Source organism: Pseudoalteromonas sp. MB41 (assembly GCF_020966275.1).
GTDB classification, from domain to species: Bacteria; Pseudomonadota; Gammaproteobacteria; order Enterobacterales; family Alteromonadaceae; genus Pseudoalteromonas; species Pseudoalteromonas lipolytica.
Map to the genome: position 1 here is coordinate 95,644 of NZ_JAJJZF010000012.1, position 25,343 is coordinate 120,986.

The 25,343-nt window shown below is 37.9% G+C and carries 26 protein-coding genes and 1 pseudogene; 26 read left to right on the forward strand and 1 reads right to left on the reverse strand.

The annotated features are described in order from the left end of the window. Positions 1–105: 105 nt before the first annotated feature. The 12 genes from LPA49_RS12975 (at position 106) to LPA49_RS13025 (ending at position 8,528) form a co-directional block, all read left to right on the forward strand. Entirely contained in the window at positions 106–669 is a 564-nt protein-coding gene (locus LPA49_RS12975) for a recombinase family protein (protein WP_230236706.1), read from the forward strand. Continuing rightward, positions 669–1,142, forward strand: coding sequence for a hypothetical protein (locus LPA49_RS12980; protein WP_230236708.1), 474 nt, complete (start codon positions 669–671; stop codon positions 1,140–1,142). Before LPA49_RS12975 ends, LPA49_RS12980 begins: the two co-directional genes overlap by 1 nt. After that, positions 1,139–3,328 (forward strand): AAA family ATPase, encoded by a 2,190-nt coding sequence (locus tag LPA49_RS12985; RefSeq protein ID WP_230236710.1) that lies wholly within the window; start codon positions 1,139–1,141, stop codon positions 3,326–3,328. The genes LPA49_RS12980 and LPA49_RS12985 overlap by 4 nt, the downstream gene beginning before the upstream one ends. Positions 3,329–3,468: 140 nt before the next feature. Continuing rightward, positions 3,469–4,224 carry a hypothetical protein gene (locus LPA49_RS12990; protein ID WP_230236712.1) on the forward strand — a complete coding sequence of 252 codons (756 nt, stop codon included), beginning with the start codon at positions 3,469–3,471 and terminating at the stop codon, positions 4,222–4,224. Beyond that, on the forward strand, positions 4,214–4,615 hold the full coding sequence (locus LPA49_RS12995; RefSeq protein ID WP_230236714.1) for a peptide chain release factor-like protein: 402 nt from the start codon (positions 4,214–4,216) through the stop codon (positions 4,613–4,615). Before LPA49_RS12990 ends, LPA49_RS12995 begins: the two co-directional genes overlap by 11 nt. 72 nt (positions 4,616–4,687) lie before the next feature. Beyond that, on the forward strand, positions 4,688–4,792 hold the full coding sequence (locus LPA49_RS22395) for a type I restriction enzyme endonuclease domain-containing protein (protein ID WP_369123128.1): 105 nt from the start codon (positions 4,688–4,690) through the stop codon (positions 4,790–4,792). A gap of 25 nt (positions 4,793–4,817) precedes the next feature. Then, complete coding sequence (locus tag LPA49_RS13000; protein WP_230236716.1) at positions 4,818–5,345, forward strand: toll/interleukin-1 receptor domain-containing protein; 528 nt, start codon at positions 4,818–4,820, stop codon at positions 5,343–5,345. Between the two features lie 12 nt (positions 5,346–5,357). Continuing rightward, positions 5,358–5,843 carry a TIR domain-containing protein gene (locus tag LPA49_RS13005; protein WP_230236719.1) on the forward strand — a complete coding sequence of 162 codons (486 nt, stop codon included), beginning with the start codon at positions 5,358–5,360 and terminating at the stop codon, positions 5,841–5,843. A 3-nt stretch (positions 5,844–5,846) separates the two neighbouring features. Continuing rightward, on the forward strand, positions 5,847–6,290 hold the full coding sequence (locus LPA49_RS13010) for a hypothetical protein (RefSeq protein WP_095730050.1): 444 nt from the start codon (positions 5,847–5,849) through the stop codon (positions 6,288–6,290). A 26-nt stretch (positions 6,291–6,316) separates the two neighbouring features. Next, positions 6,317–6,598 (forward strand): hypothetical protein, encoded by a 282-nt coding sequence (locus LPA49_RS13015; RefSeq protein WP_230236721.1) that lies wholly within the window; start codon positions 6,317–6,319, stop codon positions 6,596–6,598. Then, positions 6,598–7,071 carry a hypothetical protein gene (locus LPA49_RS13020; RefSeq protein ID WP_230236724.1) on the forward strand — a complete coding sequence of 158 codons (474 nt, stop codon included), beginning with the start codon at positions 6,598–6,600 and terminating at the stop codon, positions 7,069–7,071. Before LPA49_RS13015 ends, LPA49_RS13020 begins: the two co-directional genes overlap by 1 nt. 641 nt (positions 7,072–7,712) lie before the next feature. After that, the gene (locus LPA49_RS13025) at positions 7,713–8,528 is read left to right on the forward strand and encodes a hypothetical protein (protein ID WP_230236726.1); all 816 of its coding nucleotides are present in this window, start codon (positions 7,713–7,715) and stop codon (positions 8,526–8,528) included. A gap of 239 nt (positions 8,529–8,767) precedes the next feature. Here the strand turns inward: LPA49_RS13025 and LPA49_RS13030 are convergent, their stop codons facing one another. Continuing rightward, entirely contained in the window at positions 8,768–9,121 is a 354-nt protein-coding gene (locus LPA49_RS13030) for a DUF3147 family protein (protein ID WP_028834937.1), read from the reverse strand. A gap of 84 nt (positions 9,122–9,205) precedes the next feature. Between LPA49_RS13030 and LPA49_RS13035 the strand changes: the two genes are divergently transcribed. The 14 genes and pseudogenes from LPA49_RS13035 to LPA49_RS13100 form a co-directional block, all read left to right on the forward strand. After that, complete coding sequence (locus LPA49_RS13035) at positions 9,206–9,589, forward strand: BlaI/MecI/CopY family transcriptional regulator (protein ID WP_028834938.1); 384 nt, start codon at positions 9,206–9,208, stop codon at positions 9,587–9,589. A gap of 2 nt (positions 9,590–9,591) precedes the next feature. Next, positions 9,592–10,581 carry a M56 family metallopeptidase gene (locus tag LPA49_RS13040; protein ID WP_118845622.1) on the forward strand — a complete coding sequence of 330 codons (990 nt, stop codon included), beginning with the start codon at positions 9,592–9,594 and terminating at the stop codon, positions 10,579–10,581. Positions 10,582–10,594: 13 nt separating this feature from the next. After that, entirely contained in the window at positions 10,595–11,920 is a 1,326-nt protein-coding gene (locus LPA49_RS13045) for a TolC family protein (protein WP_230236727.1), read from the forward strand. Positions 11,921–11,936: 16 nt separating this feature from the next. Then, entirely contained in the window at positions 11,937–13,169 is a 1,233-nt protein-coding gene (locus LPA49_RS13050) for an efflux RND transporter periplasmic adaptor subunit (RefSeq protein WP_230236729.1), read from the forward strand. A 10-nt stretch (positions 13,170–13,179) separates the two neighbouring features. Then, on the forward strand, positions 13,180–16,323 hold the full coding sequence (locus LPA49_RS13055; protein ID WP_230236731.1) for an efflux RND transporter permease subunit: 3,144 nt from the start codon (positions 13,180–13,182) through the stop codon (positions 16,321–16,323). Beyond that, positions 16,313–17,008: a HupE/UreJ family protein gene (locus tag LPA49_RS13060; protein ID WP_062566916.1), complete on the forward strand. Its 696-nt coding sequence runs from the start codon at positions 16,313–16,315 to the stop codon at positions 17,006–17,008. Before LPA49_RS13055 ends, LPA49_RS13060 begins: the two co-directional genes overlap by 11 nt. A 43-nt stretch (positions 17,009–17,051) precedes the next feature. After that, the gene (locus tag LPA49_RS13065; RefSeq protein ID WP_063704080.1) at positions 17,052–17,576 is read left to right on the forward strand and encodes a hypothetical protein; all 525 of its coding nucleotides are present in this window, start codon (positions 17,052–17,054) and stop codon (positions 17,574–17,576) included. A gap of 41 nt (positions 17,577–17,617) precedes the next feature. Next, complete coding sequence (locus tag LPA49_RS13070; RefSeq protein WP_230236733.1) at positions 17,618–17,950, forward strand: DUF6488 family protein; 333 nt, start codon at positions 17,618–17,620, stop codon at positions 17,948–17,950. Positions 17,951–18,359: 409 nt separating this feature from the next. Continuing rightward, on the forward strand, positions 18,360–18,719 hold the full coding sequence (locus LPA49_RS13075) for a hypothetical protein (RefSeq protein WP_230236735.1): 360 nt from the start codon (positions 18,360–18,362) through the stop codon (positions 18,717–18,719). Next, complete coding sequence (locus LPA49_RS13080; RefSeq protein WP_230236737.1) at positions 18,720–21,992, forward strand: hypothetical protein; 3,273 nt, start codon at positions 18,720–18,722, stop codon at positions 21,990–21,992. Positions 21,993–22,358: 366 nt separating this feature from the next. Further along, positions 22,359–23,243 (forward strand): hypothetical protein, encoded by an 885-nt coding sequence (locus tag LPA49_RS13085; RefSeq protein ID WP_230236739.1) that lies wholly within the window; start codon positions 22,359–22,361, stop codon positions 23,241–23,243. Position 23,244: 1 nt separating this feature from the next. Beyond that, positions 23,245–23,427, forward strand: a complete 183-nt coding sequence (locus tag LPA49_RS13090; protein WP_230236741.1) for a hypothetical protein — start codon at positions 23,245–23,247, stop codon at positions 23,425–23,427. Positions 23,428–23,937: 510 nt separating this feature from the next. Next, the gene (locus tag LPA49_RS13095) at positions 23,938–24,900 is read left to right on the forward strand and encodes a hypothetical protein (RefSeq protein ID WP_230236743.1); all 963 of its coding nucleotides are present in this window, start codon (positions 23,938–23,940) and stop codon (positions 24,898–24,900) included. Between the two features lie 286 nt (positions 24,901–25,186). Next, positions 25,187–25,343, forward strand: a pseudogene (locus LPA49_RS13100) (IS5/IS1182 family transposase); the annotation flags it as partial.

The window sequence follows — 25,343 nt, forward strand, 5'->3', positions numbered from 1 at the left end:
TACTTTATTAATTTCTAAGATTAAAGTTTACTTTTGGATAAGGGTGTACTAAAGTTTTAACTTAAGTACACCAAAAATGGATTGAGAATCTAAGAGTAAATTAAAATGAGTAAAATAGGCTTTGCCAGAGTTTCTACAATTGAGCAAGATTTAACAATTCAGCTCAACGCATTAAAAGTCGCTGGCTGTGAAGAAATATTTTCTGGTAAGCAAAGTGGTGCTTCAGATGAAAATGAAGCTAAACTATCCGAACTCTTAAATTACATTCGTAAAGGTGATGTGATCATAGTGACAAAACTTGATCGCCTAGGCCGTTCTCTCAAATCTGTTTTATCTATTATAGAGGCTATCCATCAAAAGAAAGCCACATTAAAGACGCTTGATGGTGTTATTGATACCTCAAACGAAAGTCCTTTTGCAAAAGCAACAGTTAATTTGATAGGAACTTTCGCGCAATTAGAGCGTGATTTAATTGTGTCAAGAACTCAGGAAGGTAGGGAAGCAGCCAAACGAGCAGGTAAGCATCTAGGAAGACCTGCAACTATTCCAGAAGCTGATAGAAAGAAAATTCGAAAGCTTATCGTGAATAAAGAATGCACGGTTAGCGAGTTAGCTAGAAGATATAGTGTTACTAGGACCACAATTAATAGAATTCGAGATGAGAAATAATGTCGGATGCTCAGACCAATATAGATAAATTCGAAAGTTGGCACAAAGATAAATCACTTGCTGAACTAAGCGAGTTTGTGAATTTTAAAACAAAGGAATTAGTTAAAACTTTGGTAACTAGGGATAGTGGAATTGGCTACAGTGCTCTTAAGCCAGTAAATGGGAATCCTGTATTACTTCAAGTTTATAAAGAATTTGAAAAGAAGCTTATAGGAGATCTTATTAAAGCTGGATTATTGCAAGGTGTTGAAGCTTCTAATAAGTCGAGTACTCAAGATTGTTCAAGCGTTTTTAATACTTCTGGTGAAAGTGTTAATAAGATCTCAAGAAGAAATGCTGAATTAGAAAAAGAGAATTTCAGTTTAAGAGCAGAAATAAAAGCACTTAAAGTTAGGCTTGGTGAAGCGGAAGCTTCAGCGGAACGTCATAGAGAAACAATTCAAGTAATCAATGAAATTAATGGTGTACTTTGAGCATCATTAAAACTGAAGTTATTCGAGTTACCAATGTATACCAATCCGATGAAACTTATGTTTCATTCAGTGGTGTACCATTATCGGTGCAGGCCAAAAAGAATCGACAGAATAAAAAAATCATTTTCATCAAAACACCAAGCTCATGCGTGCCAATTGAACCTAGTTTAGGTCAACACTGGAAAGTTACAGGTAACGTTGAAACTAGAAAGTTTACTAGTGAAAATAACTTCAAGATTACTCAAGATCACTACGTAAAGCCTGAAAAAATTGAAATAGTATTGCCAACCACAGCAGAGCACTTTGCGTTATTTATTGGAAAAAATCCAAGTTTTAGAGGTATTTCTCAAAGCAAGGCTAAGGAAGTATGGGATACCTTTGGTAATGAGATTTATCAGATCCTTGATGACAGAAATGATGAAAGACTTAAAGAAATTTTAAGCAAAGCCAAAATAAATACGCTCGTAAGCGGGTATAGGCAATACTCAAATCTAAAGTATACAACTTGGTTTTCTGAACTTGGAATCCCACTGCATGTTCAGCAACGGTTGATTAAATATCATGATCATGAATCCATCATTCAACTCAAAGATAACCCATATTTACTTACTAAATTGGGAATGAAGTTTAATGCTGTAGATTCAATTGCTCAAGAGCGATTCTCGATTGAAAATGATGACATTAGAAGAATAATATCAGCATTCGAACAAGCGTTGAAACGACATGAGAGGCAAGGCCATACTGTGGCCCATAGAGCTGATTTGAAGCCAAAGTTACAAAAGTTACTCAAGAGTGAAACACTTGCTTCTGAATCATTTCAACGAGTTCTTAAAGCATCAACAGATAAGGTACTTGTTTACAATAAAGAGCTGGAAACTTATCAATCTACAGCATGTTTTATAAAAGAAAAAGCAATAGCCCTTCGTATTAAATACTTGGTTAATCTAGAACTGAGTGAATATGAAAGAAATAGAGCAAAGGCAGCTTTTAGACATGCTTTGAGTTCCGTTTCGTTTAAATTAACACTTGGGCAATGTAGAGCGGTTTACAAAGCACTGAGAAATAAAGTTTGTGTGGTCTCAGGTGGAGCAGGAACAGGGAAGACAACTGTTTTAAAAGCTATTCTGGCAGGCTATGAAATATTAGGAATTACTTCTCATTGTGCTGCTTTATCGGGGAGGGCTGCTAAAAGGCTTCAAGAGTCAACTGAGCAAGTGAGTATGACGATAACTAGGTTGCTTATGAAAAAGCCTATAGAGCCGGACTTGATTGATAGCTCTAAGCAAAATGCATTGGTTTTAGATGAATCCTCTATGATTGACATAACAACGATGTTTAAGTTAATCAATCATATACATCCTGACACAAGGATATTATTTGTTGGAGATCCTAAACAGTTACCTCCTATTGATTCAGGTTTGGTTCTAAATGACATCATAAATAGTCATAGGGTAGCTATTTCATGGTTAGATATTGTAAAAAGACACGATGAAGATACGGGGATTCCAGAGTACAGTTTAAGTATTTCAAATGGAGTTCTACCTCCATCGTTAACAACAGGAAATATCACTTTTCACTGTGTTGCCGATAATGAAATTAATCAAAAGTGTTTAGAACTCTATAAATTAAATACTTCAGATAGCCGAATTACATCGGCTGTTTATAAGAAAGAATACGGTGGTATAGATTCTTTAAATAGATTACTTCAAGGCGAACTTAACTCTTTGAACGAACATCTCACTTTTGTTCTGATGGGGCAGACCCATAAGCTTCCAATCAAGCGAGGAGACCCGGTTATATTTACGAAAAATAACATAGATTCAGGCGTTCAAAATGGAACATTGGGTACATTAATCTCATTGGCAACAAAAAATCACTTGGGTGAAGTTTTAATTGATGCATCGGATGATGTCATTAAATTAAATCATGAGCTACTTAATACAATTGAACCTGCTTACTCAATAAGCTTACATAAGGCTCAAGGTAGCCAATTCAGAAGGGTTATCATACCGCTAAATGGCTCTAACTTAATTGATAGAAACTGGTTATATACAGCGATAACAAGAGCTGAAGTCGAAGCACATCTTGTTGGACCTAAGTCTTTTTTTGAAAAAGCAATACATAAGGAAGGTGCAACAGAAAAGCGTAAAACGGGCTTAAGGTATATTTTAAACTCACTTTTTTAGCTGCTCTAACTTATTCACTTGAACCACCTCAAACTTGCCAAATAAAAATGCTTTTTATTACCCAGTAATATGTTTTTAAAAGTTACTTGGTAACAATAAATAATCGACTATAATGTTTTGTTATTAAAAAAGGATTATATATGAGCAGTAAACTTGGCCGCCCCGCTAGAAAATTTGATGCAAATAGAATTATCGAAATTGTTATGGACTTGTATGCCAATGAAGAATATTTGAATCAATTTAAACATGATTATCCCGATAATTGTATTGAAGGGTTTCAAGATTTTTTGAAACAGTTTCACCAGAAGTTAGCCATGACTTCTGAATCGACCTCAATGCATTTAACTACCAAAGAGGAATTAAATGAAGTATTAAGAGCCTTTACTCCTAAAGATAGTGATAGTGAAGAAGATAAGCTTTACTCGGAGTATATAATTCCAGATACAAAATCTAGAATACCCGTTGTGACTGATGATGATATTGAAGAGTTCCAAAATGCTATTGCTAAACTCCCACAGGATGTTTGGAAAGCGTACTCTGGGCGCTTAAGACAAAAGAAGCATAAAAAAAAGAATGCTAAGACCAATATATCTGTCAGTGATACTGATTATGATGCGTTAAGTTACCTTAAAACAACAAATAACGCTAAAACTTGGAGTGAACTTTTTAATAAGCTTTATGCTGAAAATCAGCAGCTATCACAAGTTTTAAGATTGACTTGTACAAGCAATCTCCCAGATGCAATTGCTAGAATCCAAGAAATTTTAGATATGTTCAAATCGATTAATATTCATGATGTAAAGTATAAAACTGACACATTACTTGACCTATATTCAGTAGGAAATGTTGAACAAATAATTGAAAAGATGCAAAAGGATCAGAGTAATGAGTCTTAATAACATTCTAGGTAAAGAATGCTCTGCTTGTCATAAGGAACATATTGATGTCAGAACAGAGATAATCACACCACCACTGAATTCTGCACCGGGCCATATCAGAAAAGCTATCTTCTTTCGCTGTGAAGAGCACATTAATTGTGATGCCGATACAATGGAGTATTTAAGCTTATTGAAATCAATGAATTTTAAAGTAGAGGATTTACAGTTTGATACTTGTGAGTCCCCCCATGACACTATTGATAGTGCTATGAAAGGTGTATCTATTACCCACAAGCCAACAGGCACAACTGCTAGCTACAATAATGAAAAGTATCAGTCGTTTAATAAGATTAGAGCGATTCAAAAACTTAAATCTGAACTGAATACTTTAAGTTCTAATTTACTTTAATATGTGACATAAATAAATGAGTAGTTATGAAAACTATAAAGCAGGTGATCAAAGCTAAGCAATTTGTCATAAATGCTCAGAAATATTAAAAAAATTCTTAAGCGCACAGGATATCCGCCTTATCAACAAGCCGAAGCTGTTGAGGGGATATTAAGACAGGCAGAGGTGATAGCTTAGGCTCGTATTGAAAGGATACAAAACGATGACAATAAAAATTAGAGAGCTTAAACAGGCAGCCAAGCGGTCAGGTATCGTTGCTACTGCAAAATCGTTTAACGAAGCTTTAGACAATAAGTTAAAAACTGCGTTTTTATGCCATAGCCATCTTGATCAAGAATTAGCAAAAGGACTTCAAATTTTTCTTAAGGAACAGGGCTTAGATCTTTACATAGACTGGGAAGATACAACTATGCCCAGCGAACCGAACAATGCAACGGCAGATCAAATAAAAAATAAAATTAATGAAAGTGATTTATTTTTCTTTTTAGCAACTAACAACTCAACACGTTCTCGTTGGTGTCCGTGGGAGATTGGAGTTGCAGATCAGTTAAAGGGTTATGAAAACATAATAATTGTCCCCACAATGGAAGATAATGGCAATTGGTATGGGAATGAATATCTTCAATTATATAAGCGTTTAGATGAAGGTAAGCATAATCTTACAGGAAGAGACATTATAGGAGTCTTTGATGCAGGTACTGCCTCAGGGAAATGGATAAAATATATTTAAAGAGCAATTAACATGGCGAAAATACCAGTATTCTACAGTTTTCATTTTAATAATGACGTAATGCGCGTTCAGCAAGTTAGGAATATAGGCTCCATTGAAGGGAACTCGCCAACAACTCCTAATGAATGGGAGCGATTAAAAAGAACGGGTGACAGTGCAGTCAAAGCTTGGATTGACAATAACATGAAATACAAGCGCTGTGTCATTGTTCTGATAGGTTCCGATACATCTACACGCCCTTGGGTTGAGTATGAAATCAAAAAAGCTTGGGAGGATGGCAAAGCATTACTAGGTATTTATATTCACAATCTTAGATGTCCAAGAAGTGGGACATCGAGGAAGGGTGCTAACCCTTTTGACAACTTTACTTTCAACGATGGAAGTCGATTATCTTCTGTAATTCCTTGTTATGATCCAAATCCTATCACTGCATACGCAGATATTGCAGCCAATATTAATGGATGGATAAATTCAGCTATTGCGAATAAAAGGAATTAATACATGCCTGATGAATATATCAATATAGAACCAGAATCAGTATCAATTCAGGCTCATCTAAATATTATACAAAATGTGATTCAAAGAATGTCAGCCAATAGTGGCAGTTGTAAGGCTTGGTGCGTTACTCTAGTGTCAGCAGTGTTAGTAATTGTAGCTGATAAAGGAAAGCCAGAATATGCATGGATAGCATTACTCCCTACCTTTGTATTTGGTGCGTTGGATGCTTACTATTTGGCTTTAGAAAAAGCGTTTAGAAATTCTTACAACGAATTTATTTCAAAAGTGCATAAAAAAAAGCTTAAAGAGGCTGACCTATTTTCAGTAAATCCTTCTGGAGATATTAATAAGTTGCAAATAGAGGCATGTAAATCTTTTTCAGTATGGGGGTTCTACTTGTCATTGATTGCTCTAATAGCGATAACTAAGATGGTAGCGCTGGGATAGCTCTTTATTTTAATTGGAGGAATTGGATGAACCCTGAAAAATATAACAGAACAATAAGATTAATGTGCCCAACGTGTGGATGTCCTGATTTTTCATATGATGAAGGTGTAGACGAAACAATTCAGATAATGACTTGTGCTTCATGCGAGAGAACATTTAATAAAGATGAGCTAATCCATGAGAATAGTGAAAATATTGACGAACACCTTTCAGAAATAAAGAAAGAAGTTACTAAAGATTTCACTGACGAAATTCGTAAATCGCTTAGAAAAGCATTCTCTAGTAACAAAAATATAAGGTTTAAGTAATGTCTTTGACGATTGATGCTGGAGATATTATTGCTGGTTTAGCATTTTTGTTATCAAGCTATGCTACTTGGCAAACAGTTAGCTTTAACAAGAAACAAAAAACGCTTGTTGAAAGCCAAGAAAAGCTTAATAACCTACTTTTGGAAAAAGAAAATGAAGATGCAGTAAGAGAAAAAAGAGCAGACCTAGGGGCATCTTTCATTAAATTGGGCAGCAGTAAATATCGTTTAAAAATATGGAACAAAGGCTCTGCTATAGCTAGAAATGTAAAAATTGAATTTCCAGAAGGAAATGATGTAATTGTTGATTCTGAACTTAATGATAAGTTTCCAATGGAAAGTCTAGAGAAGCATCAATCAGTCGAATTGATTGCCTCTGTTCATGCGCAGACAAAACGTAAACATGTTGTTCGCATCATATGGGAAGACGATGCTCAACATCATAACGAAAAATTGTCATATCCTACGCTTTAAGCGTAGGTTAGGATAAAAAGATATTCAGTAAAAGAGGTCTCAGTGTCTATCATATTTAATATTAACTTAATAAAGATCAACACTTAATTACAGTTATATCACTCCAGCGGGTGGTGAACGTTAGCATAAATAAGATCACAATAATCACACACAGGTAAAGTGGAGAAGACAAATCCAGAAAACGTAACACTGTACCGCATTAGCCTTGCCAGCATTGTAAGACAGGTATCTTGCGGTTTATTGGCGTATTCAAGTTAGATATTACAACGATTAAAGTAGAGCGAACGAGTTAGCAGCTAGGTAGCTGCTTAAAATCAATTAGTTAACCTGCTTAACTCCTTAGGCTAACGTCCTCTTTCCGTTTAAAAAATATAATTGCTTATTAAGGCAAATTTAGGTGTAATGAGTACATAATAAGCGCTGAGCAATGCAGGGAAAGCTTACATAACACTAGCTAAGAAAGTGAGGAGCACCAAAAAGCAAACTCCCATAGCATATACAACACCAACTCTGACACACCGAGCAGGTAGCGGCTCAGTCCAACAAGCGATTATGCAACACAAACTGCGTGTCGCATAAATACTAAAATGTTATGTGTTTTTATCAACTTACAATGCCAATTATGGGTTTTGGAGTGTTATTTGAAAATTGAAATAAATTCAAAGTATAAAAAGTTAGTTAAGGTTTTGTTGGTTGTATTCCCTATATTAAGTATTGCTACTGCCTTTCTTAGCCTTCCTTTAGTTTTATCATTACCATTGGCAGTCCTGATCACTATCATTCCACTCATCCTCGATAGGTTTGCGTTTCGTTATAAAGTGCTACATTTAATGCCTATGCCGACTAATGACATGTTAGTTCATAGACTTGGGACTTCATGGGTAACAAATAACACTGAAACAATGGAAGGCTTAGGTATTGTCGTCATTTTCAAATATAAGCACGTAGCTAAAGATGCGTATAATATGTTGAAAGCATGGAATTATGGCAAGGTCATTGACCTATCTGAGAACATTTCCTTTAGTGTTGTTCGGGAGCAAGGGGGTACATACAGTGCTTTTCTTTATGCGGGAGACAGGCTTGATAGCATTAAGGCTTCAGAGGCTTTAGCGAAAGATCGCCACGGTAGTAACGCAAAAATAGCAATGAGTGTCGCTAAGTTTTATATGCAGTTTAGTTTTGACTATTCAGATAGTGATTTAAAGACAAAGTGTGTAGAAAGCCTTCCTCATATAGATGAACTGTACCTAAATGTTGGCTATGTTCGTGATGGTGAAATTGTCATGTACTCAAAGAGAGGGTTTAGGCTTAAGAATTTTAGCCTTACAGATAGAGTAGATGTTCCCGATGGTACGATCGAAAGTTTGAACGAGTGGGTCAGTCCAGAAGGTAAGCTTGCGCCTATAAATCAAGCCCTTGTTGAGGAAGTAAACAGAAACTTGGAATCAAACACATAACAAGGCATTTAAGAGTGATTCGCAATTCGCTTCGCTCAAGTATAGCCAAGCGTCGCTCACACCTTAATGCGGCGTTAAGCCACAGAAACTTTTATGCGAAATTAACCTAATAGCCGACGATCTAAAACGCTTTTGTCCAGAGGCGGGTTATGTATATAACTCGACTTTGTCCCATTACGCGTTAACGTAAATACTCTAATGGCAGTTGTGGGGGCGAACAACGGACCTTGCTGCTAACCTCAAGGAAGCAAATCAATCCCAAACTGCTTCAGCAATAAAGAAAACAGCCAAAAGCAAATTACAGTTATTAATGAGCTGATGAGTAACGATAGCCAAAAACTGTAGCGCTGCATCAGCATGGGGAAAAGTAAAAACATGGGCAATGTGGGAAGTACATACCAAAAAGTGTACCAAGCATGATTGGCTATTTTCTCTGACGGCTGCTTTTCAACATATAACCAAATCATGGCTAAAATTGTGACTGTCGGTAAGGCCACTATTAGTGCGCCTAGTTTATCATTTCGTTTTGCTAGCTCTGATGCCGCGACAATGACCGTAGCGGTGATCAAATACTTAGTTATTAGCCAACCCATATAATGTCCTTAAATGAAAAAACCGATTGCCTATCGGTTTTTGTTGTGACAATATAGCCAACGAATTAAATAGAGTAAAGTGTTATGCAGTTAGGTGAACTAGAAAAGTTAGTGCTTCAACATTTCTGGAATGTGAAAGAAGCGGATGCAAAGCAAGTACATAAAGTACTGGGGTTAGCTCGTGGTAATTCGTTAAATACTATCCAAAGTACGCTTGATAGGTTATTTAAAAAAGAATTACTTAAACGCACTAAACAAGGCCATGCGTATTGTTATTCAGCCAGAGTCGATCGTGAAGGCTTAATTGCTCAACTTATTTCAAATGTTACCAGTGACTTTGTTGATGATGGTGAAAATAGCTTAATTGCTGCGTTCAGTTCTGCTTCGGCACAGCTTAATGACGAACAACTCGATACATTAGAAAAAATGATCGAGAAACAACGCCAGCTTAGAAAGGAGCGGGCTTAATTATGTTAGTTGGAGATATGGCAATCGTTCTAAATTTGCTCAGTGTTTCAGTGCTTGCATTTGTGATCGGTATTGCAACTGTTGCTGTCGTATCTCGTTTTGTGTTGTTCAGACTCAAACAAGTCAGTTTTAATAGTCAAAAGTTTATATTGTGGTCACTAGTGAGTGCACCTTGGTGGATAGCCTTTTCTTGTATTGGTTACTTTATGCCTTACTCGTTAGGGTTTGATAAAGTTTTTAACATAAGCTGGTTCGAAGATTTTGCCCATTGGCACCATATCGATATTTTTAGCTTTTCAAGTTGGCACGCGTTAACCTTACTTTTAGCACTAATCTATTTAGCTTGGCGCGTAACTAAGACTACCTTTGTTAGAACCAAACAGTCCATCGCATTGTCGAGTTTACTAAGCTTTACTGATGCACAAGATGCTAGGACGACTAATGGCAATCAATATTTATTGATGCCTGTTAAAGTGCCTGTTGCCTTTACTACAGGTTTTATATCTCCCAAGATATATGTATCAACCGGACTACAAACCCAAGTTAGCGATGAACAACTTAATATCATCGTTAATCATGAACTGGCCCATGTAACGGCAAGAGATCCGTTATTTAAAGTGCTTTTCACGGCACTTGCCAGCTTCTATCCGTCACGTATAAAACAAACCCTAATCGAGCAATATGTCTTAATGACGGAAAAGATAGCCGACAATGAGGTCACTAAAGAATACGACCATCTTGATATCGCACAGACATTAATTGATGTCGCTAGACTTCAAAAAGCACTTCCTACGGATTGCGATCAGGCGTCTGTTAGCTACTTCGGACATGATTACACGAGTCTTCGTGTTGAGGGGTTATTGAATCCAATTAATAAACCGTCACTTACTACTATCATCATTACTCTAGCATTATTGGCAACTATGCCAGTACTAGCGGCATCCACTGTCGATAGTTTTCATCACTTTATCGAAACTTTTTTCATCCATTAATTAAGGATATGGAATGAGATTTAATCTTTATAAAAGCAACAGAAAAAAACCGATCGGCAATCGGTTTTTGGCTGTTGGTCTAGTTTTAACAACGGGGGTTAGTTTAGTAACATCAACCCCCTCTTTGGCAAACGCGCAAATCCAGCAGCAATCACAGTCATCACATCAGGTTATAAATTTAAGCAAGGCTGTGACCATGACTCTAGAAAGTCATCCTGAGCTAAAAGCCTTGATAGCTCAAGAAGCTGTGTGGCAAGGTAATATCGAACAAGCTGGCATTGGAGAGCGTCCTCAAATAGGTTTAATGATTGAAGATGCGTTAGGGACAGGTGAGCATAGCGCATTACAAAGTATGCAATCAACGCTCACATACTCTTGGTTGCTTCAACAAGATCAAATTGATGGCAGAGTTAATGCGGCAAAAAGCCAAGCAAATGCAGTAATAGTAGAGCAAAAAATAAAAGCCCTCGATTTATCTGCGACTGTTGCTAAACAGTTTGTTGAAATCTTGATAAAGCAAGAGCGCTTGAAACTCAATCAATTAGCGGTATCTCAGGCACAGGAAGTGGTTGACGCTATTGTCAAAAGAGTAAAAGCAGGCAAAAGTTCTAATGTCGAAATGCGCTTGGCTCAAGCTGAGTTGGTTCGAAGAAATCTAGCTGTTGAAGATTTAGAGCACGAATTAAAAGCCAGCCATTATCAACTGTCATCCTTATGGGGTAAGCCTCAGGCTGAACTTAAGTTAACGGGAAATTTAATGCTTAAGCCGGAAATTCCATCTGTAGAAAGCCAGCTAAACAAGCTTAAGCAAATCCCGCAAATACAGCAGTTCGCTAATGAACAACGTATCGCCCAGTCTCAAATGGAACTTGCACGTATTGAAGCCAAACCTCAGTGGCAATTCACTGCTGGACTAAGACGATATGAAACGACCGATGATTTTGGTTTAGTGGCGGGTGTCTCTATTCCTTGGGGAAGTGAAAATAGAAATGCAGGAACAATGGCTGCCTTACGCGCAAAACAAGATGTTCTGGCAAGTCAGCAACAAGCCCTAATGCAGAAACTCGATGCGCAGCTCTATGTGCTATTGCAAGAAATGGCACATTCCCATCATGTCATTGAAACGATTCAATTAGAAATAATTCCCGTACTAGAAAACGCGTTGACGGAAGCCGGTCAAGCATTTGATATCGGTAAGCTTAGCTACAACCAGTGGAGTGATATACGTAGAGAGCTGCTCAGCGCCCAAAATCAGTTACTTGATGCTTATCAATCTTTGCATTTACAACATATTGAAATTCAACGCCTAACTGGCGTGCCCGTTAGTGATAGCGAGTAAAACCATGAGTAAACTTATGAAAAATAAAAATATTCTGTCGTCATTAAGCTTGGCGATTATTATCTCATTCACAGGTGTCGTCGCACCTAATGCTATTGCAGCATCAACACCTGCGGCAGAGCAAGCTGAACCAGAGAAAGGTCCACACCGTGGGCGCATGTTACGAGATGGTGATTTTGCCATTGAACTCTCTATTTTTGAAACTGGTGTGCCACCAGAGTTTCGTGTTTGGGCGACAAATGATGGACAACCTATAGACCCAAAGAATGTCGATTTAAACGTAAAATTAATTCGCCTAGGCGATGGCACTGATGATATTAACTTCAATGCTCAAGGTGACTTTCTTCGCGGTGATATGGTGATTTATGAGCCTCACTCTTTTGTTGTAGCCATTGAAGCAACTTATCAGGGTAAAAAGTACAATTGGCGATATGACAACTTCGAGGGTCGCACCACAATTGAACAGGCAGTTGCTGATGCAATGGAAATCAACACTGAAATCGCAGGCCCTGCGACAATTCATCAAACCATACCCGCTTATGGAAAATTAAGTTTACCTGTGGACGCTAAGCGAAACATTGCTGCGCGTTTCGATGGTGAAATCACCAAATTACACGTCAATTACGGTGAAATTGTTAAAAAAGGGCAAACGCTATTCACAGTAGAAAGTAATGAAAGTCTTAAGCCCTACGTTATTAAAGCGCCCATTAACGGTGTTATTACCCAGTTATTCGCAAACGCGGGTGAGCAAACTAATGGTAAAACCTTACTCACCATTACTAATTTTAATCGCCATATTGCCAAATTAGCGGTTTATCCTTCGGATTATTCCAAGGTTAAACTGGAAACGCCAGTATCGTTAAACGTTGAAGGTCATGAGGAAAGCTTTGCAGGTAAGGTGTCATTTATTGAGCCTAGCGTGAGAGATGATCAGGCAAGAATTGTTTGGGTCGAATTAGAAGATAGTAACCTTGCCGAAGGAAGTTTTGTAAAAGCTGACATTGACGTTGCAACCATTGATGTGCCACTGGCTGTAAAGCGTGTTGGCTTACAAGGTTTTAGAGACTTTACTGTTGTTTACGCCAAAGTGGGTGAGCAGTATGAAGTTCGTATGCTTGAGTTGGGCAGCGCTGGAGGCGAATGGATTGAAGTATTAGGTGGCCTAAAAGCGGGAACCGAATACGTGACCGACAATAGCTATATTTTAAAAGCCGACATTGAAAAGTCTGGCGCATCACACGATCACTAGGAGCGTATAAATGTTGGAGTCAATTTTACGCTTTTCAATAAAGCGCAAATTCCTTGTTATGGTGATGGTGTTAGCTGTGTCAGGTTTGGGGATATGGAATTTTACCAAACTACCGATTGATGCAGTGCCCGATATCACTAATGTACAGGTAATGATCAATACCGAAGCGGCTGGGTTTACGCCATTAGAAGTTGAGCAAAGGGTAACTTTTCCGTTAGAGACCGCGTTGTCGGGTTTACCGGGGTTAACCTATACCCGCTCAGTTTCTCGTTATGGTCTATCTCAAGTGGTTGCAATATTCAGTGATGATACTGATGTCTATTTTGCCCGTCAGCTTGTTAATGAGCGTTTATCAGCGGCACGCGCTGAATTACCGCTGGGCTTAGAGCCTCAACTTGGGCCAATTGCGACAGGTCTTGGTGAAATATTCATGTTCACCGTTGATGCTGAGCCTGATGCTACGCATGCTGATGGCACGCCTATTACACCAACGGATTTACGAACCGTACATGACTGGACAATAAGACCACAGTTAATGCGGGTGCCGGGTGTAGTTGAAGTGAACCCGATAGGCGGATTTGAGCGTGAAATATTAGTCGCTTTCAAACCTGAAAAGTTACTTGCTTTTGGGCTGTCACAAGCCGATGTGGTTGATGCAATTTCGCAAAACAACCAAAACCAAGGTGCAGGCTTTATTGAGCAAAATGGCGCACAGTGGTTGTTAAGGCTGCCCGGTCAGATTACTGATATGACTGCCATTGGTAATATTCCGCTTAAGTCGCTTGATGGTTCATCAATTTTTATAAAAGACGTAGCCGATATTGAAAACGGCAAAGGGCTAAGAACTGGTGCTGCTACACAAAATGGTCGTGAAGTGGTGATGAGTACGGTATTTATGCTTATTGGCGAAAACAGCCGCACCGTTGCCCATGCCGTGGGAGAAAAGCTCAAAGAAATTAACGCCACTTTACCAGAAGGGATTGTCGCAACCGCTGTTTATGATCGCACTAAATTAGTTGATAAAACCCTGCAAACGGTTCAGCTTAACCTGACCGAAGGGGCGGTTCTGGTTATCGTTGTACTTTTTGTCTTATTAGGGAATTTCCGAGCCGCATTCTTAACGGCTTTAGTGATTCCTTTTGCCATGTTAATGACAGTGACAGGTATGGTACAAACTCGCGTGAGTGCAAACCTGATGAGTTTAGGCGCGTTAGATTTTGGCTTGTTAGTCGATGGTGCCATTATCATTGTAGAGAATTGTCTTCGCAGGCTAAGTCAAGCAGGAAACAATCCTCTGCCGCTAAAAGAACGCATGGAACTCGTGTTCGAAGCAACAAAAGAAGTTATACGCCCAGCTCTATTTGGCGTGTTTATTATCACCGCTGTTTACTTACCAATTTTTGCCTTAGAAGGCGTTGAAGGCAAAATGTTCCACCCGATGGCGATCACCGTGGTTATCGCGTTACTTAGTGCTATGGTGTTATCGGTTACCTTTGTACCAGCTATGGTTGCCTTGTTATTTAAAAAGCCCGTGAAAGAAAAACATAGCCCAATAATTCGTGGTGCTGCTGTTCTTTACAAGCCCGCTTTGAGCTATGTATTAAAAGCCCGCTGGTTAGTTATTGTAGTCGCAACAGTATTAGTTGGCTTTACAGGTTATCAGGCAACTAAGTTAGGCAGTGAATTTGCGCCTAATTTGGATGAAGGTGATATTGCCATGCACGCGCTGCGAATTCCGGGTACGTCATTGTCTCAAGCAATCGCGCTTCAGGAGTCTTTAGAAGATAAAATTAAACAAATGCCAGAAGTTGAACGCGTCTTTGCCAAAATAGGCACTGCCGACGTTGCAACAGATGCCGTTCCGCCAAGTGTCGCAGATAACTTCATTATCCTGAAACCTCGCGAGTTGTGGCCTGATCCAGATAAGACAAAAACTCAAGTTGTAGAAGAGTTAGCCGCGCTAGTACAGCCAATTCCGGGAAACCGATATGAGTTTTTACAGCCAATACAAATGCGTTTTAACGAATTGTTAGCTGGGGTGAGAGCTGAACTTGCGATAAAAGTGTTTGGTGATGACTTTGATACGTTGACTACTTTAGGCAGTGAGATAGAGGGTGCAATTTCTCAAGTTGAAGGTGCCGTAGATATACAAGTTGAGCAAACGACAGGGTTACCTATGCTTAATCTTGTGCCAAATCGTGAAAAACTGATGCAGTTTGGTATTAGTATTAGCCAAGTACAGTCTCAAGTGGCAACAGCTATGGGTGGTACAGTTGCAGGTAAGTTTTATCAAGGCGATGTGCGCTCAGATATTGTAGTAAGGCTCACAGAGTCCAAACGTAATGATATCGATTCAATACCTTATTTACCGATAACTTTGGCTGATGGACATACAGTACCACTTAAAGAATTGGTTGATATTGAGCTGATATCGGGTGCTAACCAAATAAATCGTGAAAATGGTAAACGTAGAGTGGTAGTAACTGCCAATGTTCGTGGTAGGGACTTAGGTAGTTTTGTTGCAGACATACAAGCAGCTATTAATGAAAACGTTGAAGTACCTGCTGGTTATTGGGTGGAATATGGCGGCACTTACCAAAAACTGCAATCCGCTTCAGAGCGTCTGAGTATCGTTGTGCCTGTCACTTTAATCATGATTGTTGGTTTGTTAATCCTCGCGCTTAACTCATTTAAAGATGCCATGATCATCTTTACGGGTGTTCCACTTGCATTAACTGGTGGTATTGCTGCGCTGTTATTACGTGATATTCCATTCTCAATTTCGGCAGCAGTTGGCTTTATTGCCTTATCGGGCATCGCTATCCTTAATGGACTGGTTATGGTGTCGTTTATTAGAGAGCTGCGTAAAGGTGGCTTAGCACTTGATAATGCAATCTTTGATGGTGCGATGACGCGTCTTCGCCCTGTGTTAACAACCGCACTGGTTGCTTCATTAGGTTTCATTCCTATGGCGTTAAACACAGGCATAGGATCGGAGGTTCAGCGACCTCTGGCAACAGTAGTCATTGGTGGCATTATTTCGTCAACGATTTTGACTCTGTTTGTCATTCCTGCCTTATACAGAATTTTACATAAAGAAAAGGAGTCTATTTTGACTGATGTTGAAGTATTGGAGTCTCAAGATGCCAAGTAACATGATTAAAGTACTGACCTATCTGACGATTGCGCTGTTAGCGCTTCTCAGTATCGAAGCTTTTGCTCACGGAGTCGATGATAAAACCAGAGCATTTTTAGAGCAAAATAATGGAGTACAGTTTATCCCGTTTTTATATATAGGCGCTAAGCATATGATAACGGGCTATGACCACTTGCTGTTTTTAGTCGGTGTTATCTTCTTTTTATATCGTAGCCGTGACGTACTGTTGTACGTCACCATGTTTACTATTGGGCATAGTACAACCCTGTTATTTGGTGTGTTAAGTGACATACAAGTCAACGCTTATTTAATTGATGCCATAATCGGTTTTTCCGTAATTTATAAGGGCTTCGATAATCTAGGAGGCTTTAAGCGTTGCTTTAATTGGCAGCCTAATACCCAGTGGGCGGTGCTGATTTTCGGTCTGTTTCATGGCTTTGGTTTAGCTACCAAATTACAAGAATTTAGCCTAGCTGATGAAGGTCTTATTACCAACCTGATTGCTTTTAACTTAGGTGTTGAACTTGGTCAATTTGCTGCGCTCGCACTTATTTTGATCATGATAAATGCATGGAGAAAACTGCCGTCATTTCAACGTTTTTCGACAGTCACGAATACTGCACTAATGAGTGCTGGTGTGATGTTGATGGGCTTACAACTTACTGGTTACTTCACTATTTAATCGATTTTTAACTTATAGAAATACAGAAATAAAAGAGAATTTTATGCAACATACAGTTAGTACCAAAACACTCGTTAAAGCGAGTATTTCAGCAGTCGTTGTCGCGGCTATTGCACTGGTTACCTTTATCTTACCAGCAGAGTACAACATCGATCCGACAGGTATTGGCAACAAGTTAGGTTTAACAGAACTTGCACAAGCGGTTGAAATGGAAACAACGTCATTAGAGACAACTAAAGGCACGGATGAGTTTCAAACAATAGAAGTGACAGTCCCTGCGGGACGCGGCATCGAATATAAATTTTATATGAAGCAGCATGAAAAAATGTCTTATGAATGGTTAACCGATGGTGCTCCATTGTACTTCGATTTACATGGTGAGCCTGAAGGTGACACAACGGGATATTTTGAAAGCTATGCTATTGCTACAACTAATGAAATGAAAGGCAGCTATACCACGCCATTTGCTGGTTCTCATGGTTGGTATTGGAAAAACAAATCAGATAAACCTGTGTCAGTACAGCTACTGGTTAAAGGGCAATACGAAGTTATTGGCCTTAAACAATAACGAATTTAACTTTACGAATTTCATACCAAATGGAGACTAAAATGAACAAACTAATATCAATCGTTGCGCTTTGTGGTGCCTTGCTAACTAGTAATGTACAGGCACATGGAGATCATAGTGTCATCAGCGGTCAGAAAGCTGTTAGCATCGCTGCAACACATATTCAAAAGATGACGTTTAAAGACGCTGGCTTTGAAGTCGGTAAGTTAGATGAGTCATGGAAAAATATTGATAAGTCGCAACTTTCGATTGCTAGCGTTGAAGACAATTTCTATGTAGTTAGTGCATCTAATGCTAGCAACGAAGATAAGCTTTACTTCCAAATTGCAAAAAACGGTCAAGTATTAGCGGTTAAAAATAAAAACGACTTTTAATCAATTAAAAGGCACTTTTTGATACATGCATGAGGTGCCTTTGTTTTGTATCAAGTACGCTTATGACACAGAGCCACTGGTCGGCTCTAACTCATTTTTGTCCATCGACGAGTTATAAATATAACTCGCCTTTGCTCCAAAACGATTTAGGTGACACTCTGCTTTGTGCTAAGGCTGAAGTAGATTCTAACCAATTATAGGAAAACCCTGAGTTAATCTAGAGGGTTTTGAGCGAGGACTGGTTATGGACATAATTGTTGAGGCAAGAATAAACTTCCCGGAAATGTTTAAAGGTAATCTGGTCGATTAATAATTGATTTTTGAATTTGATTAATTGGTACATATGTATTGTAATGTATACTTAACAGTTAGTTAAGCTAAGAATAACTAGAATTTATTAAGGAAAAAGATGGGATTTTTAACTGCTTCGACGCTATCTGGGCTAATTTATGATGGCGTAAAGGAAGGCGCTTCTATTTGTTTTGATTTATTAAAACGTAAATTAAAAAATTGGCTCATAGATGATTCTGAAATTGAAAAAATTGCGGAGTTGTTGATTGATGCAGGTATTAACGAAGACTTAGCACCTCACGCCATTGAACGAAAAATTACAGAACATCAAGAGTTAAATGAGTTTCTTAAAACTATCGAATACTCTGGCGATATTGTTAATGTTACGCAAAGCACCAATACAGGCCACAATGTTTACAGTGCAGGAAGTGGTAATGTAAGAATTGGTGATGTAGTCGCCAATAAAGGAAATAGCTGATTGATTAAAGAGCGGTCTCTAAATCAAAAAACAGAAATAGGGCATAACATAATTGCTGAAGATGGCTCTTCGGTAGAAATTGTAAATCTTCATATAACTAGTTTGTCTTCAGATGGATTAGAAACATTTATTAAAGAGTTTTCTAGATTAGTGACTCATAGGTGTTGGTCTAAAGCTTTAAACTTTATAGAAAGTTTAAAAACTGTAGAGAAGTTAGATTCAGAATGTAAAGATTTACTCAAAGTTCTTGAGTTTAAACTTCACGCGGCTCAAGGCAATTCTTTCGATATAATTCCTGAACTATTTTTGGAGTTAATTGAAAGTGAGCGCTCTACTCCTCTTGTTAAAGATATTGTTGAAGCTTCTTATTTGCACTTTTTAAGTAAAACTTCTTCGGAAAGAGCTATAAAGAGATACAAATCGAGTAAGGTTGCTACGAATTTATCTAGGGAAACTTATTTTGAAAAGCTAGCCCCTATAGAAGAGCTTAACGAGCAAATATCTAAAGGGACTGTTGGAATTAGAGAGCAAACGTTATGCTCTTATGTAAGATGTGCTTTAAGACTTGGCGAGTTAGAACTAGCTCTCGATCTAGCCAAAGAATTAGTACTTGAACATCCGAACCAAAATAGCACGGTTCTAAACCTACTTTGCAGTGCATACAATGTTCATAATTTGATTGGTACTAAGCATTTTTGGATGATAGACCAGTCTCTAATGGACTTACTCGTTGAGACAATAGAATCCGTAAAAGCTCTCTCTTCAAAAATTAATGATGGGAGAGTATTTCAAGCAGCAGCCGTTTTACTAGCTACAACATGGTTTCAGAACGTAGATTTAACGGAGCTTTGTGATGAGCACATTGAAGAAGCCGAAAAAGTCATCCCAGACATTAGAATGCGTCTTCAAACTAATATTCCTGTTAATACTAAACCCAGCAATAAACTCCGCGCTCAAAATATTCAGGACATAAACGAAGCTGATTTTGTACAACTATCAACGGCTTACTTCGAAGGAGGTATTAATAAAAGGCAGGTCAAGAGGTGGTTAGACAAAGGCGGTAACGTATCGGCCTCTAAACCTCAAATCAAGCAATTTATTGAAATTGTTTTAACTGCCATTGCATTTGAACCGGCTGATTTAAGGGGTAAACAAACATTATCAGATAATCTTGAAAAATATTTAGTTGAATATGAAGAAATTACGCAAGAGATCCACCCTCTAGCACTTTATCAACTCTGTCTAAGTTTGAACCAAATGGGGCTAAACTATCAAGTAACAAAGATTATAGAGCCATTGCTTCCTCAAAAGCCTTGGGCTTCGCCAATCATAGATGCTTATTCAGAAGCATTGCTAAACTCTGAGCAATTTGAAAAATTAGACTCGTTTCTTGCAAATATGGATAGTGAACAGGATAGCTATAGAATAGCTGCTGTGCGAATCTCAAGGGAGTTTTTATTATTTAAATTTGAAAATGCCAACGGACTAATTCAAAAGTCATTAGCTAGGTATCCAAGATCAAGCTACTTTTGGACTTTGCTAATTCAAAATAACATTAAGGTTGGATTACCAGAGATTGATATTGAAAAAACTATACATGAAATTCCAACGAGTCTATTTGATAGCTACTCATATGAGAATTTACAACTAGTCAAATCTATCTCTATGGTAGATGTTGCTTTTTCCGAGTCAATTTTGTTGGAGTGGTTTATCGATGATCCCGCAGGTATCGCAACCCACTTAACTAATATTCATTTTGGAACTTTAGATAAATCAGGCAAACGTACAGAGCGAAGCTACCCCTCTGATCGTTGTATTGCAGCAGTAACTTATAGAAAAGGTAAAAATCAATTTACTAAGCTTTTGGTGGAAGGTTGTGAAACTAATGAGTACCTATTAGATGTTGAGAGTCCTCTGGGTGAATTGTTGCTTGAAATGGATACTGGTGAGTCGAATGAGTTAGACGTGGAGACAGTAACCTTAATAGAAAAACTACCTCCAATTGTTGGTGCATTCAGGATCTCTTTAGATATCAGGTCTACTATCAATGCTGGTAATGACTGCTTTTACCAATTGACGTTTAATGAGCAGGAAGGTATCGATGGAATATTAAAACAAATAGATGCTTTCTCAGAGCAAAAACAGTTAATTGAGCCACATATTGATGGGCGGTTTATACCTCTTTTAATGAGGATAAATCGTTCTTTTAAGAGCGATATAGTTAAAGGCGCATTTATATATTTAAGTGATAAGGAAAGTAATAAGTATCTTGATTTGTTTTCAGAGGGAGAGGCCATAGATGATAAATTAGTGTTAGATGCACTTTCTTTAGTATATTTCAGTTATACAGGTTTAGCTTCTGCGCTTAAAGAATCAAATATAAAAGTATATGTTTCAGGGGAAACAAAAGAAATAGTCCTTGCTTGGCTTGAACAAATGGGACGAGAGGACTATCTATCTATTGGCAAAGTCGATGGCAATTATTTTAAAACGACTTCTGAAGATGTTTCTAAAGACCAAAATGTTCAATCACTTAGAGAGCTGATTGAATACAGTGAAGTATTAGCACCAATTCCTTTTAACGTACCAGAGTCTTTGCTGAAATTTAAAGACATTTTGGATATTTCACATTATTCCTCTGTAAAGCTTTCTATTTCTCATGGTATCCCTATTTTCTGTTTAGATACTTTTTTCTGTAATTATTATAGAGCACTTGAACTACCAATCACCAATGTTTATCAGTTGCTCTTAAGGGTTAAAAAATTCGCTGTGGGTATTGAAGAGAGGTTAGCAAAATGTAATGTATTTTCAGGCCTGAGGGTGCCCATTTCTCACACGGATGTAATAAATCTATGTAGATCAAATGAAACAGGGCAATTCTTAGCTGCTAAGATATTAAAGATGCACCCAAACTCTTATCACTCACCCGAAATTGCGCTTCAAGTTTTAACAGAATGTTGTATCAAGGCAATTTGTACAGCTTATATAGGTAGGTTTAAAAGTCTAGATTTATCTGAGTGGAAGTTCACTGAAAATATTGTATATGCTTGTTGTAGCTCAGGAATGCAATGTCTAGAAGGAAAATACTCAGAAAGTAGATTTGCCCAGCTAATTGTAGAAATTACGTTTAGATTAAGAGGTCTAAATGATGTTAAAAAGCTTGTTATGGAGCTGTTTAGGCGATTTGCTAAAGGTCATTTTCTGGATATTCAAGCTATTGATGAAGAGATAAAAAGACTTGTCTTGTTAAGACAAAATCAACAAGGAAAATAATAGCTCATTCAAAAGATTCAATACAACTTTAGCAACTTAAATTCACTGAATGATAACTTTATCGCTAAATACAGAATTGTGTTTAGCTCTCTCAGGAATAGTAACGAGTCAGTTAGGGTAATTGTTTAAGGCACGAAAAGTATTCCGACCTAATTCACAATTGTCCATCGACGGGTTGAAACACTCGATGCCCATAGAAAAATCAATGGAATTGTGAATGTGCACACATAACAAAGCGCTGCTACGGAAGATTTACTCGCTGACGCTCCTAAATTTCCGTAGAGCGCGGCGTTAGATGGCAATTAAGCGCAAAAATAATGTATAATTTCTAAAAACATTATTAGGTTGAGGCCAATTTATTGATTATTGATTATTGATTATAAAAATGAACTTTTGCATGAGTTTTCTGCGATTAATTCTGTTAGGTACTCTTACCAGCAGTTCTTAGACGGCTTAGAGACATCGGAAGACAAATCAAATGATCAATATATTGCCCCTCTCAATGCAATTCTGTCCTGTATTGCTGGGTCGCATAAGCTAGACCATATCCGATTATGTTGTGAAGAAGGCTCCAAGCATTCTACTATTTTCTTAAAGTATGAAAAATGCTTTGATGAGTTAAATCAAAAAGATGAGCGCGAAGCAATAGCAATGTATCAGTCAGCTAGCAAGCACGATAAAGTTAATGGGCTAAAGCCTCATCAGATCATTAATATGCACTTGAATAGCGAAACACTCCAAGCTAAACAAAAAACTAAAGCTGAAAAGTGGATTAATGGGCTTCGTAGTGGGTTTGCCATCTCTTCGGCAACTTGCACATTGCAAGTTGGGCAGCGCCTGTTCCGTGGTGTTACGCTTAACAAGGAGCAATTTGGAGAATATGTTCTGGCGCAAGATAGCTGTGTACCATTAGAACTGAACGGTTTTGCATCTACTTCTCTAAGTGAAAGCGTTGCTACTGCTTTTGCAACGCTTTCTTATGCAAATAGACTACAGTTTCTTGAAAAAGAGGAAGAAAACCCGCATATCCCAGTGGTACTAGAGTTAACAAATAGGTATTCAAATCTGCCATTTTTAATGCCTGATGCTCTTCGTAAACCTGAAAGAAGTCAGGGACAAATGGAAGTTCTTTTGCCAGAAGGGGTAGCTTTGCAACCCACGTATATTGATTTATCAGTTCGACCTGTTAAGATATATGCAGACATATTAGAATCAGCAGTCGTTAATAAACCAGAAAATGAGGAGGAGTAACATGGAAAAAACAACTAGAAATACTAACAATAATGTAGCTTCTCCAAGCATTCGTGCAGAGATTAAAGAGCAGGTAGACACTCTCTTTTCAAATCAGCGTAATTTGGCAGTTAAGTTGCGCTCTAAATCAGTGAAAGTCAGTGTTAAGGCAAACGGTGGTAGTTCTGCTTTAGAGTGGCTGTAAACACTCTGAACCACATTTATATAATAACGGCTGCATATTCAGCCCTCTTTTTTTCATTTAAGACAAGATATCTAACAACGGCCATGTCTCCGTGTTTACAGTACATATTCCTAACATGTGAGTCTTCACTAGAACGGTAAGCATAGTTCATCAATGTCCCAAAATAAGTTAGGGCCTCAATCGAGCGATAAGCTGTTCCTTAATTTATAGGCGAGGGTTCATCCCTCGCTTTTTAAATTTTGGCAATATCTTCATGTCAAAAAAGAGTGAATTGCTGACTCTGGGTTCCTATCCTTATCGGCTTCTTTGTTACAAGTTTCTCGTATAGTCAGGAAAACGAGCGATTTGGTCTTTTTCACCCTAAAGTATAATCGATTTTAAACGCAGAAAGTTTTTTGTAGCAATAAGTTATCCACTATGGTAAAAATTCCTCAAGTGGAAACTTAAGACGGTTCGCGGCAGAAAAACGACCGAATCGCTCGATATTAAATTGTTTTCAGTGGAGTGAAAATGGAAAGTATTTTATTCCCAGATAGTATTAAAGAAGAGTACTTAGCAGATGTTACAGATACTGCTATGAAGCGAAAATACCGTGCGCTAGCTGTTAGAGGTTGCATTGAACTGCTGCTTGAACATTTGTTCTTTCAGTTTATTCCCAGCTCAGTTAACTCGGAAAAGTGGTTGAAACTGTCAGTTTATAAGAAGATTGAGCTAATTAAAGAAAACTGTGCATTTGAAAGTACTTTTTACGAAGAGCTACATAGCTTGAGATTAATTGGAAATAAAGGGGCGCATGTTGCTGAACATGGCAACATCACCGATGAAGAGTTAGACAAGTCATTTCGCTACCTTTCCTCGGTTTGTACCTCATTGCTCTTTGAGTACTTTAAAGCACATGGTATGCAGGGAACTGAAAATACACTAACAATCTTTAGTTGCCTACAACCAACTCAGCGCATAACCGTATTGAAACGATATCTTACGTGGTTAGAAAACGTTGAATATGATGTTAGCGTGTCAAAGCGATTTTACACCAGATATGTTAATGCATATTGGAGTAAAGATTTTGATGAGACCGTATATAGAGATTGCTTTCCCAAACCATTGAGGTTGCGCCAAAGCATAAATAGGTATTTATCTAGTGAATTTTGGCTTTCTACATCGCTTCAACATTATGATGAGTTGCTTGTTGCTATAGATAAGCTGTCGTTAGCATACTTAAAGTCAGGCAGCTTTTTATTGGCTACATCTACAGCTAAGCGTTTTTTGGCTAATGGTGACATAACAGAATACTATTATGACCAGCTTTGCGAAAAGTTAAACATTATGAAACCTGAAGTGGGAGAATACCCGATAGCAAAGACCCAAAGAGAATCTATTGAAAATTTGTTTCAGATAGAATCAATTTGTTCTGAAGAACTAGATAGTTCATTTGCAAAGCTTATCAGGTGTATGCTGACAAATGAAAACTAACAATCACTTGAAATCAATTTCTCACCATTAAGCGGGCGTTATCACCACAATTCCTAACTCAGTTTTTGTCCAAATACGATTTAGATGGACTTCCGTTATTGCAATTGGTTTAGATGGATTAAGCTGCTGTTGAACGACCGAGTTTGGCACAGACTGTGTGAAAACTCTGATCACCTTTTGGTCTAAGTATGTTCTGCTTATGATCTATTAATCTATACATTTAGTTCACTTAATATACTGATATTTATATAATTAGACTATTGATTCAGTTGAGGGTTGAGGCAGTATGTCAAAGTTTATAAGCGGTGAAAGTCGTGACCAATCAACGTTATTTCCAGAATCGTTGGAAGATTACGTCAGTGAAGATAATACGGTCAGAGTGATTGATGTTTTCATTGAGGAACTAAATCTAGCTGAATTGGGGTTTAAAGGATTAACTTTAA

Bases quoted from the DNA above. Each gene is read 5' to 3' on its own strand.
- LPA49_RS12975 (WP_230236706.1), top strand. From the start codon at position 106: ATGAGTAAAATAGGCTTTGCCAGAGTTTCTACAATTGAGCAAGATTTA.
- LPA49_RS12980 (WP_230236708.1), top strand. From the start codon at position 669: ATGTCGGATGCTCAGACCAATATAGATAAATTCGAAAGTTGGCACAAA.
- LPA49_RS12990 (WP_230236712.1), top strand. From the start codon at position 3,469: ATGAGCAGTAAACTTGGCCGCCCCGCTAGAAAATTTGATGCAAATAGA.
- LPA49_RS12995 (WP_230236714.1), top strand. From the start codon at position 4,214: ATGAGTCTTAATAACATTCTAGGTAAAGAATGCTCTGCTTGTCATAAG.
- LPA49_RS22395 (WP_369123128.1), top strand. From the start codon at position 4,688: ATGCTCAGAAATATTAAAAAAATTCTTAAGCGCACAGGATATCCGCCT.
- LPA49_RS13000 (WP_230236716.1), top strand. From the start codon at position 4,818: ATGACAATAAAAATTAGAGAGCTTAAACAGGCAGCCAAGCGGTCAGGT.
- LPA49_RS13005 (WP_230236719.1), top strand. From the start codon at position 5,358: ATGGCGAAAATACCAGTATTCTACAGTTTTCATTTTAATAATGACGTA.
- LPA49_RS13010 (WP_095730050.1), top strand. From the start codon at position 5,847: ATGCCTGATGAATATATCAATATAGAACCAGAATCAGTATCAATTCAG.
- LPA49_RS13015 (WP_230236721.1), top strand. From the start codon at position 6,317: ATGAACCCTGAAAAATATAACAGAACAATAAGATTAATGTGCCCAACG.
- LPA49_RS13020 (WP_230236724.1), top strand. From the start codon at position 6,598: ATGTCTTTGACGATTGATGCTGGAGATATTATTGCTGGTTTAGCATTT.
- LPA49_RS13030 (WP_028834937.1), bottom strand. From the start codon at position 9,121: ATGGGTTGGCTAATAACTAAGTATTTGATCACCGCTACGGTCATTGTC.
- LPA49_RS13035 (WP_028834938.1), top strand. From the start codon at position 9,206: ATGCAGTTAGGTGAACTAGAAAAGTTAGTGCTTCAACATTTCTGGAAT.
- LPA49_RS13040 (WP_118845622.1), top strand. From the start codon at position 9,592: ATGTTAGTTGGAGATATGGCAATCGTTCTAAATTTGCTCAGTGTTTCA.
- LPA49_RS13045 (WP_230236727.1), top strand. From the start codon at position 10,595: ATGAGATTTAATCTTTATAAAAGCAACAGAAAAAAACCGATCGGCAAT.
- LPA49_RS13050 (WP_230236729.1), top strand. From the start codon at position 11,937: ATGAAAAATAAAAATATTCTGTCGTCATTAAGCTTGGCGATTATTATC.
- LPA49_RS13055 (WP_230236731.1), top strand. From the start codon at position 13,180: ATGTTGGAGTCAATTTTACGCTTTTCAATAAAGCGCAAATTCCTTGTT.
- LPA49_RS13060 (WP_062566916.1), top strand. From the start codon at position 16,313: ATGCCAAGTAACATGATTAAAGTACTGACCTATCTGACGATTGCGCTG.
- LPA49_RS13065 (WP_063704080.1), top strand. From the start codon at position 17,052: ATGCAACATACAGTTAGTACCAAAACACTCGTTAAAGCGAGTATTTCA.
- LPA49_RS13070 (WP_230236733.1), top strand. From the start codon at position 17,618: ATGAACAAACTAATATCAATCGTTGCGCTTTGTGGTGCCTTGCTAACT.
- LPA49_RS13075 (WP_230236735.1), top strand. From the start codon at position 18,360: ATGGGATTTTTAACTGCTTCGACGCTATCTGGGCTAATTTATGATGGC.
- LPA49_RS13090 (WP_230236741.1), top strand. From the start codon at position 23,245: ATGGAAAAAACAACTAGAAATACTAACAATAATGTAGCTTCTCCAAGC.
- LPA49_RS13095 (WP_230236743.1), top strand. From the start codon at position 23,938: ATGGAAAGTATTTTATTCCCAGATAGTATTAAAGAAGAGTACTTAGCA.